This is a genomic window from Streptomyces sp. WZ.A104, assembly GCF_002382885.1.
Taxonomy (GTDB): domain Bacteria; phylum Actinomycetota; class Actinomycetes; order Streptomycetales; family Streptomycetaceae; genus Streptomyces.
In genome coordinates this window covers 13,174-26,252 of sequence record NZ_NWVL01000002.1, presented here as the reverse complement: position 1 = coordinate 26,252, position 13,079 = coordinate 13,174, and the positions used below count along the sequence as shown (strand labels likewise).

The window sequence follows — 13,079 nt, the reverse complement described above, 5'->3', positions numbered from 1 at the left end:
GGATTGAGGAACGCTCTCTGCGGGGCGGCCACACGGCGACGGCTCTCCGGGATCTCCCGGACCCGGCCCGGGCGGCCGCCCCGCAGCGATGTCCGGGTGCTGTCATGCGTGCGGGCGCGAGAGCAGGCGCGAGAACGAGCACGCCGACAGGCGCGCCAACAGGTGGGGGTTGGAATGGGATTCTTCGACGGCTTGCGACCGCTGCGCGCGGCACAGTTCGACTCGGGCAATGCCACGTCGAGCGCCATCGAGCTGACCAAGCGGAACGCGACGATCTCGCTCACCGAACAGGGCGCCCTGTCGGGCAATCTCCGGGTCAACCTGTCCTGGCGGATGCGGACCTCGGACATCGAGGGCCGCTCCCGACAGAGCGGCCGGCTGCGCCGCCCTCTCAAGCTCTTCCAGCCCGAGGTGGTCCAGGCGCACACCCAGGGCGTCGTCGACGTCGACCTGGACCTCGGCTGCATGTACGAGCTGACGGACGGTACCAAGGGGGTCGTGCAGCCGCTGGGCGGCCTGGTCGGCGACCTCAACGCCCCGCCGTACATCCGGCTCAGCGGCGACGACCGGTTCGGCGCGCCTTCGGGGGAGACGGTCTACGTCAACCTCGATCAGCGCGAACAGATCAAGCGGCTGCTGTTCTTCGTCTACATCTACGACCAGACGCCCGCCTTCGACCGTACCCACGCGAAGATCACGCTGTACCCGGGGCACGGGCCGCGCATCGAGATCGACCTGGACGAGCGCGCACCGCAGGCCCGGTCCTGCGCGGTGTTCACCGTCGACAACACCAAGGGCGAGCTGATCGTGCGCCGCGAGGTGAAGTTCGTCTACGGATTCCAGTCGGAGCTGGACCGGCTGTACGGCTACGGCATGCAGTGGGGCCGCGGCTACAAGTCCCGTACCTGAGCCGCTCCCGCACCTGAGCCGCCGGACGCGGGCTTCGCGGCCCGGGCGCCCGGATCGTCAGGCCCGGATGAACTGCGGACCTTGGGGGGGCAGCACGAAATGCGGGTCGGGTGCGTGCGCGGCGGCCGCCGCGGGCTGGGGATAGCCGTACGCGGGCGGCGCGGCGGCGGGCTGAGGGTAGCCGTACGCAGGCTGGTGGGCCGCCGCGGGAGGTGCGGCGGCAGGCGGGTAGCCGTAGGAGGGCTGCTGATGCAGGACCGTGGCCTGGGAGTCCGGACCACCGGCCCCGGCGGCCGCGGGCATCGGAGCGGGCCGCGGAGGCACGGGCGGCGCCGGGGGCACGGCCGCCGGGGCAGGCTGAGCGGACTGCGCCCCAGACGGGGGCTGCGAGACCTGCGGCTGAGGCTGCGGGGCCGACGACTGCGGGGCCTCGGGCCGGACGGCGGAGGGCTGGGCCCCCGCCTGCGCGGCGGCCGCGCTCTCGTCCTCCCCGCCGGCCTCCGAATCGTCGACCGAGATCCCGAAGGCGGTGGCCAGTCCGATCAGCCCGGTGGGATAGCCCTGGCCGACCGCACGGAACTTCCACCCCTCACCGCGCCGGTACAGCTCGCCGCAGATGATCGCGGTCTCTTCGCCGGTCTCCGGCCGCACGTCGAACACGGCCAGCGGCTCGCCCCCGGCGGACGCGGCATCGAAGAGAAGTATCCGCAGGTCGGGAACCTGCTCAAAGGCGGCGCCGTCCGAGGAGGCAGCGATGACCACCTGGTCCACGGAGGCGTCGAGCGCGCCGAGATCCGCCTCGACCGTGTCCGTCAGCCCTTCCGGCACACTGCGCTTCGGCAGCCGCCGGACCAGGCCGGAGGGGTGCCGGGGCTGGTTGTAGAAGACGAAGTCCTCGTCGGACCGCACCCGGCCGGACGCACCGAGGAGCAGGGCGGAGGCGTCCACGTCGGGAACCCCGGCGCCCGGGGTCCAGCGCAGCACGGCCCGTACGGCCGCGGCATCGACGGGGACGTTCGAGCCCTTCAGCATCGTGTGCGTCATGACCGTCATCCTGCCTGCTGGGGGCTTGTGTGGACAACGCGGGGGCGGCACGTCTGTGCCCGGAGACCGCGCCGGCAGGGCGGGACGGTACCGCGGGAGGAGGGCGGGTGACTGCCGGGTAACCGGAAATTCATGTCCTTGCGGAACTGTTGACACCCGTCCGTACGTACTATTACCGGCCATACGTTGTCCGGCCGGTCAGGCAGTTCGGGGGAAACTCATGCGTCACTTCGGGCACATAGCGCCCGCGACCCGGGAGGGTCTGTTCTTCCGGGAGCCCTGCGACTTCAGCACGCGCTCCCCGGCGCGGCTGCTCTCGGTCGCACTGGGGGCCACGCTCTACTCCCCGGCCACCCGCCCGGCCCTGGCCGACGACGTGCTGAAGCAGGCCGGGCGCGGCGTCGTCTCCATGGTGCTCTGCCTGGAGGACTCGATCGACGACGCCGAGGTGGTCGCCGCCGAGGCCAATCTGATCAGGCAGTTCGCCGCCCTCGCCGCCCGGTCCGAGTCCCCGGGCCCCACCGCCCCCGACGTGCCGCTGCTCTTCATCCGGGTCCGCGAACCGGCCCAGATCACCGACCTCGTGGAGCGCCTCGGCGACGCGGTCCGGATGTTGTCCGGTTTCGTACTTCCCAAATTCACCGAAGAGCGTGGAGCCCTGTTCCTGGAGGCTCTCGCCGAGGCAGAAAGCGCCTGCGGACAGCGGCTCTTCGCCATGCCGGTCCTCGAATCGCCCGAGCTGCTCCACCTGGAGACCCGCGCCGAGATCCTCCAGGGCATCGCCCGCAGCGTCGACAAGTACCGGGACCGGGTGCTCGCCCTGCGGCTCGGCGTCACGGACTTCTGCTCGGCCTACGGACTACGCCGAGCACCCGACATGACGGCGTACGACGTCCAGATCGTCGGCTCCGTGATCGCCGACGTGGTCAACGTGCTGGGCCGCGCCGACGGCACCGGCTTCACGATCACCGGCCCTGTCTGGGAGTACTTCCGGCGCCAGGAACGCATGTTCAAGCCCCAGCTGCGCCGCAGCCCCTTCCTGGAGGGCCGGGCCGAGGAGCTGCGTACGGCACTCATCGAGCACGACCTGGACGGCCTGCTGCGGGAGATCGAGCTCGACCGTGCCAACGGCCTGCTCGGCAAGACCTGCATCCACCCCTCCCACGTGGCGCCCGTGCACGCGCTGTCCGTGGTCAGCCACGAGGAGTTCACGGACGCCCAGGACATCCTGCGGCCCGAGCGCGGCGGCGGCGGCGTGCTGCGCTCCGCGTATACGAACAAGATGAACGAAGTGAAGCCCCACCGGGCCTGGGCCGAGCGCACGCTCCAGCGGGCCGAGGTCTTCGGGGTGGCCAGGGAAGACGTCGGCTTCGTGGACCTGCTGGCCGCAGGCCTGACGAACTGAGCGCGTATCGATGAGCGAGCGCGCGGCGGGACAAGAGACCAGAGAAGAGACCGTGGACGTGGTGTGGTCGGGCAGCTGGGTGGCGGAGCGGCTGGGAGTCGCCCTGGAAGGCGACGGGGAACTCCGGGAACTGCTGGGACTCGCCCTGCGCCGTAACCCCAAGCGGGCACATCTGCTCGTGTCGAACGTGCTGGGCAAGCACGTGCCCCAGCGACCCTCCGTCGTGTACGGAGAAGGCTTCGCGCTCGGCGAGCGGGTGCGGGAGCTGCTCGGCGCGGAGGAGGCCCGCCGCGCGGTCGTCCTCGGGTACGCGGAGACGGCCACCGGCCTCGGCCACGCCGTCGCGGACGGCCTGCGGGACGCCCCGTACCTCCACTCCACCCGGCGCCCGGTGCCGGGCGTCGAACAGGCGGGCGGCTTCGAGGAGTCCCACTCGCACGCCACCTCGCACCTACTGCTGCCGGAGGACCGGGAGCTGCTGGCGGGGCGCCCGGATGCCGGTGCGGAGGCAGGTGCTTCCGTTCTGGTCCTGGTCGACGACGAGTTCTCCACCGGCAACACGGTCCTGAACACCATCCGCACCCTGCACGACCTGCACCCGCGCGAACGGTACGTGATCGTCGCCCTGGTCGACATGCGCTCACCGGAGGACCGCGACCGGCTGACGGCCTTCGCCGCCGAGATCGGGGCCCGGGTGGACCTGGTGGCCCGCAGCAGCGGCACGGTCGCCCTGCCGGACGGCGTACTGGAACACGGACAGGCCCTGGTGGCGGCGCAGGAGGCGGAGGCCCCCGTCTCCCCGCCGCGCTCCGCACAGGTCCCCGCTCCCGTCACCCGCGTCGATCTCGGCTGGCCCGCAGGCGTCCCCGACGGCGGCCGGCACGGCTTCACCCCGGTCCACCGGGCGGCCCTCGAATCGGCGCTTCCGGTTCTGGCGGAGCGGATTGCGGGTGCCCTGGGAAGCGACGTCCGCCGGGTCCTCGTCCTCGGCTTCGAGGAGCTGATGTACGCGCCGCTGCGCCTGGGCACCGCACTGGAAGAGGTGCTGGGAGCCGACGCGGCCGACACCGAGGTCCGCTACTCCACCACCACCCGCTCCCCGGTCCTCGCCGTCGACGACCCCGGCTACGCGATACGCACCCGCCTGGTCTTCCCGGCCCACGACGACCCGGCTGACGGACCCGGCGACCGGTACGCGTACAACGTGGCGGGCGCGGGCTTCGACGCGGTGGTCGCCGTCGTCGACTCCGCCGCCGACACCCCCGAACTGCACGCCCCCGACGGCCTGCTGGCCCGCCTCGCCGAGCACACCGGCCACGTACTCCTCGCGGTCATCCCCTCGTACACCCCCGCCCCCGCACCCGTCCCCCACCGGCAGGAGCCCTCCGTGCTGCCCGAGCCCCTCCGAGGCCCCGACTTCTCCAGTTACGCACCGGAGGACGTCGGCTGGCTCCTCCAGGACCTCTCGGACACCGAGCTGGAGGCGCCCACCGAGGAGCGCGAGGAGGCGATCCAGAGCGGCGGCGCGCACTACGCGGAGTCACTGCCCGTCGAGTACCAGCCGAGCCCCGAGTACCAGGCCCTGTTCACGGCCGCCCTGGACACCTCCGCCGCCCGCATCGCCCGCGCGGTGGGCACCGTCACCGAGACGGTCCTCGCCGAACGCGGCCCGCGCCCGGTCCTCGTCTCGCTCGCCCGCGCCGGAACGCCCGTCGGGGTGCTGATGCGCCACTGGGCCCGCCACCGGCACGGGCTGGACCTCCCGCACTACGCCATCTCCATCGTCCGGGGCCGGGGCATCGACGCCAACGCCCTGCGCTGGCTCGCCGCCCACCACGACCCGGCCGACGTGGTGTTCGTCGACGGCTGGACGGGGAAGGGTGCGATCACCCGCGAACTGGCAGCGGCCATAAGTGAGTTCGAGGCGCAGGAGAGGGCTGAGGGCGCCACGGGTCCTGGCGGCCGCGCCGGCTTCGACCCGGAGATCGCGGTGCTCGCCGATCCGGGCGGCTGCGTCCGCACGTACGGCACCCGCGAGGACTACCTGATCCCTTCCGCCTGCCTCAACTCCACCGTCTCCGGCCTCATCTCCCGTACGGTGCTCCGCGCCGACCTGGTCGGCCCCGACGACTTCCACGGCGCGAAGTTCTACCGCGAGCTGGCGGGGGCCGATGTCTCCGGCGACTTCCTGGCGGCGGTGGCCGCGCGCTTCGACGAGGTGGCGGACCAGGTCGACGCCGAGGCGAAGGAGCTGCTCGCCGCCGACCGCGCCCCGACCTGGGAGGGCTGGGCGGCCGTCGAGCGGATCAGCGAGGAGTACGGCATCCACGACGTGAACCTGGTCAAGCCCGGCGTCGGCGAGACCACCCGGGTGCTGCTGCGCCGGGTCCCCTGGAAGATCCTCGCGAAGCGTGGAGCAGGCACGGACCTGGAGCACATCCGGCTGCTGGCCGAGCAGCGGGGCGTCCCGGTCGAGGAGGTCGACGACCTCCCGTACAGCTGTGTCGGTCTGATCCATCCCCGGTTCACGCGCGGTGCGACGGGCGCGGACGGCAAGGCGGTGCAGGGCGCATGAGCGTGAGCGAGACTTCACCGGTCACCCTGGTGGCGAGCGACCTCGACCGTACGCTCATCTACTCGGCGGCCTCACTCGACCTGTCGATGCCGGACGCGGAGGCCCCCCGGCTCCTGTGCGTGGAGGTGTACGGCCACAAGCCCCTCTCGTACATGACGGAGACGGCGGCCGCACTGCTCACCGAGGTGGCGACCTCGACGCTCTTCGTCCCGACCACCACCCGGACCCGCGAGCAGTACCACCGCATCCACCTCCCCGGCCCCACCCCCCGGTACGCGATCTGCGCCAACGGCGGCCACATCCTCGTCGACGGGGTCTCCGACCCGGACTGGCAGGCGCGGGTGGAGACCCGCATCGCCGACGAGTGCGCCCCCCTCACCGAGATCCGGGCCCACCTCGCCACGACCGCCGACCCGGCCTGGCTCCTCAAGGACCGCGTGGCCGAGAACCTCTTCGCGTACCTCGTCGTCGAGCGCTCCCTCCTCCCTGAGGAGTGGGTGAAGGAACTGGCGGCCTGGGCGCGGCCCCGCGGCTGGACGGTCTCCCTCCAGGGCCGCAAGATCTACGCGGTCCCGGCACCGCTCACCAAGAGCGCCGCGATGCACGAGGTGGCCCGCCGCTCCGGCGCCACCCGCACGCTCGCCGCCGGGGACTCTCTCCTCGACGCCGACCTGCTGCTCGCCGCCGACCTGGGCTGGCGCCCCGGCCACGGCGAGCTCGCGGACGAGGGCTGGCGGGCCCCGCACGTCGAGGCACTGGAGGCGAGGGGAGGGGCAGCAGGGGAGGAGATCCTCCGCCGCTTCCTGACGGCTTCTTCCGCCGCGTCCGCCGCGTCCTCTGATTCCTCCGCTTCCTCTGCGTAGGGGCGCTGGTTGCGCGAGGCTGGGGTGGAGAGCGGCGGACGGGCGCGGAGGCCCCGACAGCTCTTCTTCACGGACGACACGACAGAGGGAAGCGCACCCGGATGACCAAGGGCAACGAGACCACGATCACGGACGAGCTGTACGCGTACATGCTGGCCCACAATCCGCCGCTGGACCCGGTCCAGCGGGAGCTGGTGGACACCACGTACGCCCGGTTCCCCGACCACGCGGGCATGGTGTCGGCCGAGGAGCAGGCCCCGCTGCTGGCGTTCCTCGTCCGGCTGGTGGGCGCCCGGCATGTGGTGGAGGTCGGGACGTTCACCGGCTTCAGCGCACTGGCGATGGCCCAGGCGCTGCCCGCCGACGGCAGGCTGATCGCCTGCGACATCTCGGAGGAGTGGACGGCGTACGGCCGGGAGGCCTGGGAGAAGGCGGGCGTCGCGGACCGGATCGACTTGCGGATCGCCCCGGCCCTGGACACGCTGCGCGCGATGCCCGCCGAGCCGCACATCGACTTCGCCTACCTGGACGCGGACAAGGGCGGCTACATCGCGTACTGGGAGGAGCTGGTGCCCCGGATGCGGCAGGGCGGGGTCATCGCCACGGACAACGTGCTCTTCCACGGCGGCGTGACGGACCCGGAGGCGACGGGCCCGACAGCGGCGATCAAGGAGTTCAACGACCACGTGAGCGCGGACGACCGGATGGACAGCGTGCTGCTGACGGTCGCGGACGGCCTGACACTTTCCCGTAAGAAGTAGCGCTCACCAGGCCGTCCGGCTCAGGTCCGGCGCAGGTCCGGCACAGTTGGGGTGCGGGTGCGGGTGCGGGCGCGGGTGGCGGCGGGGTAAGGCTCGGGTGGGGCGGGCTACGGTTCAGCCGCAGCACCCACCGCCGCAGCAGCCCCCGCCCCCTCCGCCGCCGGACGAGTCGGGCGCGGCCCCGGCGGCACCACCCACGGCCACGGCGGACAGCAGCTTGACGGTGTCGTCGTGGCCGAGGGGACAGGAGGCGGGGTCCGAGGACTGGGCCATGGGGCGGCTGACTTCGAACGTGTCGCCGCAGGTGCGGCAGCGGAATTCATAGCGAGGCATGGGCCAAGGCTAGAGCCACCCGCGCCCGCACGGCTACGACGAGGGCTATAGGCCTCGGGCAGGCGGTGGGCAAGGCGGGAAGGTGCAGCGCATCGCGACGTACGCCACGGCGCGAGCAGGCACCGCGTCGCGAGCCCGGCACGGCCCGACACGACCCGACACGGCGCCCGAGGACCTCGCACCGTATCGCGAGCCGGGCACGGCAAGGTACGGCACCAGACAGCCCTGCAACGCACGGCACGCAGCTACGCCGCACGCAGCTACGCCGCACGCAGCTACGCCCCGGCGCCGCTGCCGCGCTCTTCGCGGATGTCGGAGACGACGCGGGCGGCGGTCCGTCGGACGGCTTCGGTCTCGGTCAGGAAGTGCCAGTAATCGGGGTGGCGCCCTTCCAGGCCGGTGATGGCGCGCTCCAGCCGGGCCACGGAGTCGTCGAGCGGCCGCGCGTGCCGGGGATCGGGGGTGTGCCGCCCGGCCATGGCGAGGCGCTGGGCGTCCCGGACCGCGAACCGGGTCCGCTCGATCTCCTGCTGCGGGTCTTTCGCCACGGCATCGAGCCGCTGCAACCGGTCTCCTGCGGTGGAGACCGCCTCGTCGACGGAGTTGAGGAGGGCCCGGACGGTGGAGAGCCGCGAGGTGGCGTCCGCCCAGCGCTGCTCATCGCGCGCCTTGGCTGCCTCGGCGAGCTTGTCCTCGGCCTGTCGTACGTTGACGGCGGCCTGCTCCGGGATGGGCTGGAGGTCCTGCCAGCAGGCGGCGGAGAAGCGACGCCGTAGTTCGCTGAGGACCGGCTCGACCGACCCGGCGCGAGTGGTGAGGGCCTGGGCGCGGGTACGAAGGGAGACCAGGCGCCGGTCGATCTCGGCGGCCCGCTCGGGCAGCCGCTCGGCTTCGGTACGTACGGCCTCGGCGTCGCGCAGTACGACGTCGGCGCGCTGGAGTGTCTCGGCGACCCCGTGCTTTCCGGCACCCTGGTTCAGCTTGGTCAGCTCCGGGGCGAGCGCGGCGAGCCGGGCGGCGAGCTCATCGGCCCGCAGCCCCGCGGCCCGTACGGCATCGAGGGCGTTGCTGGCGGCCAGGAGCGCCTGCCGGGCCCGCTCCACGGCGGGGGCGAGCCGGGCGAGCTGGGTCTCCGCAGTGCCCAGGAGGGGCCCGAGCCCCTGCGCGAACCGGTCCAGCTCGCCCTTGACCCGGACGAGGTCGTCCTTGGCCCGGGTGAGCTCGGTGCGGGCCCGGGAGGCGACGGAGGGCTCCAGATCGTCCCGGTCCAGGTCATGGGAGTCGACGGCGGTGATGTACGCGTGGCTGACCGCGTCGATGCGGTGGCTCAGCGCGGCGAAGTCCTCGGAGGCCTTGCGGCCGCGCGAGGAACTGTCCACGGCGTTGATGGTCTCGATGGAGATCCTGAGATCGCGCTGGGCGCTGTCGAGCTCGTAGAAGGCCTCGGCGGCGGCGTCCTTCGCGGCCTGCGCCTCGGCCCGCTGATTCTCACCACGCCCGCCGAACCACCGGCGCGTACCGCCCCCGGCGAAGGCGGCGGGCAGCGCGGCAAGCAGGAGGGGCACGGGCAGCAGCACAAGCGCCAGCAGATCCCGCCCCCCTTGGCCACGCCCCCCTTGACCACGGCCCCTGGGGCGGCCCCCTTGGACACGGTGCGCGCCCCGGCCCTCCTGGCTTTCGCGGGCTCGGGCTCGCTGATCGCCCTTGACGGCGGAACTCCCACCCGCTCGTGCCTCTGGCCGCGTGTGCGTCGCCGTCACATCCCTCTCCCGTGCTGTTCCGCCCCTGCCCGGTACATTCTCCCACCAGGTAAGGACGAACACACGGGTCGGTTAGTTCGCGCTTCGCACGGTGACTTGACCATTGTCGCTGCGGGCCTTCACCACGTGAGCGCTGTCGTCGCTGCGCGGCACGCCGATCGAGACGTCGCCGTTGTCGGCGGAGGCGCTGACGGCGTACTTCTTCCCGCCCGCAGGCAGGTCGATGGTGATGCCGCCGTTGTCGCTCACAGTGTCCACGAGATCGGGCACGGTGTTGAAGTCCAACCGGACCTCGCCGTTGTCCGACCTGGCGACGACGGAGGCGGAGGATATCCGTTCCGCCAGCACCTGCCCGTTGTCGCTCTGCAGCTTGAGCGTCCCGCTCACGTCCCGGACGTGGACTTCGCCGTTGGAGGAGGACAGCTCCAGCGGCCGGTCGAACCCGGTGGCGCTGACTCTCCCGTTGTCCGCCACCGCCGTCACGCTCACCCCGCGCGGCACCTTCACCCGGTGCCGGGCCTCGCAGTTGTTGATCATGGCCTTGCACTTCATGTGCAACGTCAGGGTGTCTGCGTCCACAGCCCACACAGGATCGGGCCCACTGCCGAACATCACCCATCCGTCGACCTGCCGCTCGACCTCGACCTGCTCCACGTCGGCGGGCACGAGCTCCACGGAGCTGTTCTCGGCGTCGATGGTCAAGGTCTTCCCCTCCAACGCGAACGTCTTCCGCTCCACAGGCGCGTCATCCACGTTGGTCCCCCCGCACCCGGTGATGCCGAGCGCCAGCAGCGCGACCCCACCCCCCAGGGCGAGAACCCGACCGCGCACCCCGCGACGGGTTCGGTTCGGTGCGCTCGAAACGATGTCCACGGTGATCGATCCCCCAGTGAGTACGGCCGGACGGTGCCACCGGACGTCCCGCCCGGTTCCCTCAAACCGTATGCACTGGAAGCCCCCGACGGGATCCGGGCGGCCACCGTCTCCGGGGTGGGGTTATCCCCCGGTCCCCGGCGGCCCGGAGCCGCCGCCGACCGGTCCCGCCGAATCGGTTTATGAGCAGGGCCCCCGTCCATGTACGCTGTTGCCTCATCCACGGGTGCGTAGCTCAGGGGTAGAGCGCTGCTCTTACAAAGCAGATGTCGGCGGTTCGAAACCGTCCGCGCCCACCAGACACGAAGGCCCCCAACTGATCATGGTTGGGGGCCTTTGGTGTCCACCTTGCCATCAAGGGGAAGTAGTGGCCGGAGCCGCCGAGTTGTTCGCACAGTTCGGCGTGGGTGGAGGTGTGCAGGATCAAGGCGTGCCGCCCGTTGTCGACGATGTGCGACGGGGCCAGGCCGACGCTCAAGGCCGTAACAGCCGTGGCCGTCTCGTCGCCGAGACCGCGAACCGGCCCGCCGACGGGCTTCTGTCACAGGACGGCCTCGGCTGGCTGCGTATGGCCCTGGGCGTGGGCGACGCCTGATCCGGGCATGCCGACTTTCCGGAAGCTACCGGTGGTCAACCGGCCTTCCGGTCGCTCACCGCCTCCGCGATCGACAGGCTGTTCTCGTAGAGGTGGTGCCGGGTGATCCGGCCGTTCTCGACGGTGAGCCGCAGCGCGAACGGGCCCTCGAAGGATCTGCCCGTCGCGCGTACGGTCCCCGACAGGTGCCCCATCAGTACGGCGTCGGCGCCGTCCACGAGGAAGGTGCCGACGGAGGCCCGGGCCTCCTCGGGGACCGTATGCTCCATCAACTCCCCGAACTGGGCCGCACATTCGGCGGGCGTGGAGCGTGGGCGGATCCAGGGGACTGTCGGGTTGTCGGCCAGCTGCCAGTCGACCTCGTCGGCGAAGAGCGCGGTGAGCGCCTCGGTGTCTCCGGCCAGTCGGGCGGCGAGGAACTTCTGGACGACCGCCCGGGTGGCGTCGGCGGGGGATGCGGTGGGCATGCGGGCCTCCTTGCTGTTGGTGTGCCTCTTGTCGGTGGGGTTTCCCTCGTTGGTGGTCGATGCTGCCGGGGGGCGGGGCGGCGCGTCGATTACTCCCGAGGTAATGGGGCGGCGGGGCCGGGCTGTGCTCACGATGATGGAAGCGGATGACGTGCAGCGAAAGGGCACTTCATGGGGCAGACCCTGGCCGGAGATGCTGGACGATGCCGCTCGTGGGCGGTTTCCGGAGGCTGATGGACGTACGACCATGGTTGCCGCTCCCAGTGCCCGGGATGCGGGGGTGAGGTCTTCTTCACCGATGGCACGGCCGCCCGGCTTCGGCGGCAGGGGGACGAGGGGGCGGGCGACGGCGGCGAGGTCTTGGTGCCTGCCTCGGACAACCGGCTTGTGGATGCGAACCTGGATCCGCCCTTTCCTGGCGCGCCGGGGTTCAGGGCCGTGGACCTGCTCGCCCACCCCGCCTTCGTCGAGCGCTTCCGTCCCCGGGTCGTGTCCACCACCCTCGCGCTCGCCTGGGTCGCGGCGGGCAAGCGTGCCGCGTACGTCACCGACGGCGGTGACCTGCGCGAGAGCGTGCACTTCGCCGCGGGCATCGCCCTCTGCCGGGCTGCTGGATGCGTCGTCACCGGAGTCGACGGGGCTCCGCTCGGGCCGGCGGGCCGCGGCCTCGTCGCCGCTGCGGACGCCGAGACGCACGCGTCGCTCCTGTCGATGATCCGTAGCTGACGAGTGCAGTTCTCAGACGTGCAGTTCGGGCGGGAAGCCGGTCCAGCGCAGGTCCCTCGGGAGGTGGCCGGTGTCGTTGAACAGGAGGACGGACGCCGGGCGGTCGGGGGCGTAACGAATGACGGTCAGCGCCGCGTTGGCGTGATTGATGCCCAGCCAGCGCCACTTCGGGGCGTCGAGCGCTGCCCGTACGAGCCAGCCGACCAGGAAGTTGTGGGTGACGAGGAGATGGTGGCGGGGCTCGTCCCCCTCCACCGGGCCGGTGAACCGTGCCAGGGCCTCCTCGGCCAGCTCCGGGCCCTTCTCGCGTTCCTCCGCCGGGAAACCCGCCAGGCGTGCGAGCGTCGCGTCCGCCGACTCCGGGGGCAACTCCTCGCGGCGGGGTAGGTGAGGGATGTAGTCGCCGGCGGCTTCGGACCGCAGCAGCGGTACGTTGGTGAGCTGCTCGCCGATCAGCCGTGCCGTCTGCTCCGCGCGGGCAAGCGGGCCGTGGTGGACTGCCGTGAGGGGCACCCTGCCGAGCCGATCCCCGAGCAGCGCGGCCTGGCGGCGGCCGTTCTCCGTCAACGCGCTCTCGTCCGACGACGCCTCACCGTGACGCGTGATGTACAGGTAGCGGGCAGCAGTTGCCGTCATCGGCGCGTCCTCCGTCGGGCGTCGGATTTCATGATCGTACGAAAGGGTGGACGCCGGGTTGTTCCAGCCCGGTTCCGTACGCGTTCCCGCCTCCCGGGATGCGCGCGCGCAGTCGTCGGGGCACCGTGGAGG

12 protein-coding genes, 1 tRNA gene and 1 pseudogene are annotated in these 13,079 nt (G+C 71.9%); 8 read left to right on the top strand and 6 right to left on the bottom strand.

What is annotated here, in order from left to right:
• Window positions 1-174 precede the first annotated feature (174 nt).
• Window positions 175-909 (top strand): Tellurium resistance, encoded by a 735-nt coding sequence (locus CIB93_RS01190; RefSeq protein WP_096623099.1) that lies wholly within the window; start codon window positions 175-177, stop codon window positions 907-909.
• A gap of 57 nt (window positions 910-966) precedes the next feature.
• On the opposite strand, the gene CIB93_RS01185 is transcribed toward CIB93_RS01190, so the two are convergent.
• Window positions 967-1,962, bottom strand: coding sequence for a TerD family protein (locus tag CIB93_RS01185; RefSeq protein WP_096623097.1), 996 nt, complete (start codon window positions 1,960-1,962; stop codon window positions 967-969).
• A 211-nt stretch (window positions 1,963-2,173) separates the two neighbouring features.
• Here CIB93_RS01185 and CIB93_RS01180 point away from each other — a divergent pair, with 211 nt between their 5' ends.
• The 4 genes from CIB93_RS01180 (at window position 2,174) to CIB93_RS01165 (ending at window position 7,557) form a co-directional block, all read left to right on the top strand.
• On the top strand, window positions 2,174-3,358 hold the full coding sequence (locus tag CIB93_RS01180; RefSeq protein WP_096623095.1) for an HpcH/HpaI aldolase/citrate lyase family protein: 1,185 nt from the start codon (window positions 2,174-2,176) through the stop codon (window positions 3,356-3,358).
• Window positions 3,359-3,368: 10 nt separating this feature from the next.
• On the top strand, window positions 3,369-5,933 hold the full coding sequence (locus CIB93_RS01175) for a phosphoribosyltransferase (protein WP_179499914.1): 2,565 nt from the start codon (window positions 3,369-3,371) through the stop codon (window positions 5,931-5,933).
• Window positions 5,930-6,796 (top strand): HAD family hydrolase, encoded by an 867-nt coding sequence (locus CIB93_RS01170; RefSeq protein WP_096623093.1) that lies wholly within the window; start codon window positions 5,930-5,932, stop codon window positions 6,794-6,796. The genes CIB93_RS01175 and CIB93_RS01170 overlap by 4 nt, the downstream gene beginning before the upstream one ends.
• Window positions 6,797-6,897: 101 nt before the next feature.
• Window positions 6,898-7,557, top strand: coding sequence for an O-methyltransferase (locus CIB93_RS01165; protein WP_096623091.1), 660 nt, complete (start codon window positions 6,898-6,900; stop codon window positions 7,555-7,557).
• Between the two features lie 114 nt (window positions 7,558-7,671).
• On the opposite strand, the gene CIB93_RS01160 is transcribed toward CIB93_RS01165, so the two are convergent.
• From CIB93_RS01160 to CIB93_RS01150, 3 genes are all read right to left on the bottom strand, one after another.
• Window positions 7,672-7,890: a zinc ribbon domain-containing protein gene (locus CIB93_RS01160; protein WP_096623090.1), complete on the bottom strand. Its 219-nt coding sequence runs from the start codon at window positions 7,888-7,890 to the stop codon at window positions 7,672-7,674.
• A gap of 275 nt (window positions 7,891-8,165) precedes the next feature.
• Complete coding sequence (locus CIB93_RS01155) at window positions 8,166-9,467, bottom strand: hypothetical protein (RefSeq protein WP_179499913.1); 1,302 nt, start codon at window positions 9,465-9,467, stop codon at window positions 8,166-8,168.
• A 255-nt stretch (window positions 9,468-9,722) separates the two neighbouring features.
• Window positions 9,723-10,523: a DUF4097 family beta strand repeat-containing protein gene (locus tag CIB93_RS01150; RefSeq protein ID WP_096623088.1), complete on the bottom strand. Its 801-nt coding sequence runs from the start codon at window positions 10,521-10,523 to the stop codon at window positions 9,723-9,725.
• 224 nt (window positions 10,524-10,747) lie between these two features.
• Here CIB93_RS01150 and CIB93_RS01145 point away from each other — a divergent pair.
• Window positions 10,748-10,822: transfer RNA gene (locus CIB93_RS01145), tRNA-Val, on the top strand.
• Window positions 10,823-10,953: 131 nt separating this feature from the next.
• Window positions 10,954-11,118, top strand: a complete 165-nt coding sequence (locus CIB93_RS37600; RefSeq protein WP_179499912.1) for a hypothetical protein — start codon at window positions 10,954-10,956, stop codon at window positions 11,116-11,118.
• A gap of 35 nt (window positions 11,119-11,153) precedes the next feature.
• Here the strand turns inward: CIB93_RS37600 and CIB93_RS01135 are convergent, their stop codons facing one another.
• Complete coding sequence (locus CIB93_RS01135) at window positions 11,154-11,585, bottom strand: nuclear transport factor 2 family protein (RefSeq protein WP_096623084.1); 432 nt, start codon at window positions 11,583-11,585, stop codon at window positions 11,154-11,156.
• Window positions 11,586-11,864: 279 nt separating this feature from the next.
• Between CIB93_RS01135 and CIB93_RS01130 the strand changes: the two are divergent.
• Window positions 11,865-12,311 (top strand): annotated as a pseudogene (locus CIB93_RS01130) (inositol monophosphatase family protein); the annotation flags it as partial.
• Between the two features lie 12 nt (window positions 12,312-12,323).
• On the opposite strand, the gene CIB93_RS01125 reads toward CIB93_RS01130, so the two are convergent.
• Window positions 12,324-12,947 (bottom strand): histidine phosphatase family protein, encoded by a 624-nt coding sequence (locus CIB93_RS01125; protein ID WP_096623082.1) that lies wholly within the window; start codon window positions 12,945-12,947, stop codon window positions 12,324-12,326.
• Window positions 12,948-13,079 lie beyond the last annotated feature (132 nt).

Excerpts from the sequence above, each read along its gene's own strand:
- CIB93_RS01160 (WP_096623090.1), bottom strand. The coding sequence starts at position 7,890 with ATGCCTCGCTATGAATTCCGCTGCCGCACCTGCGGCGACACGTTCGAA.
- CIB93_RS01185 (WP_096623097.1), bottom strand. The coding sequence starts at position 1,962 with ATGACGGTCATGACGCACACGATGCTGAAGGGCTCGAACGTCCCCGTC.
- CIB93_RS01135 (WP_096623084.1), bottom strand. The coding sequence starts at position 11,585 with ATGCCCACCGCATCCCCCGCCGACGCCACCCGGGCGGTCGTCCAGAAG.
- CIB93_RS01170 (WP_096623093.1), top strand. The coding sequence starts at position 5,930 with ATGAGCGTGAGCGAGACTTCACCGGTCACCCTGGTGGCGAGCGACCTC.
- CIB93_RS01190 (WP_096623099.1), top strand. The coding sequence starts at position 175 with ATGGGATTCTTCGACGGCTTGCGACCGCTGCGCGCGGCACAGTTCGAC.
- CIB93_RS01180 (WP_096623095.1), top strand. The coding sequence starts at position 2,174 with ATGCGTCACTTCGGGCACATAGCGCCCGCGACCCGGGAGGGTCTGTTC.
- CIB93_RS01165 (WP_096623091.1), top strand. The coding sequence starts at position 6,898 with ATGACCAAGGGCAACGAGACCACGATCACGGACGAGCTGTACGCGTAC.
- CIB93_RS01125 (WP_096623082.1), bottom strand. The coding sequence starts at position 12,947 with ATGACGGCAACTGCTGCCCGCTACCTGTACATCACGCGTCACGGTGAG.
- CIB93_RS01175 (WP_179499914.1), top strand. The coding sequence starts at position 3,369 with ATGAGCGAGCGCGCGGCGGGACAAGAGACCAGAGAAGAGACCGTGGAC.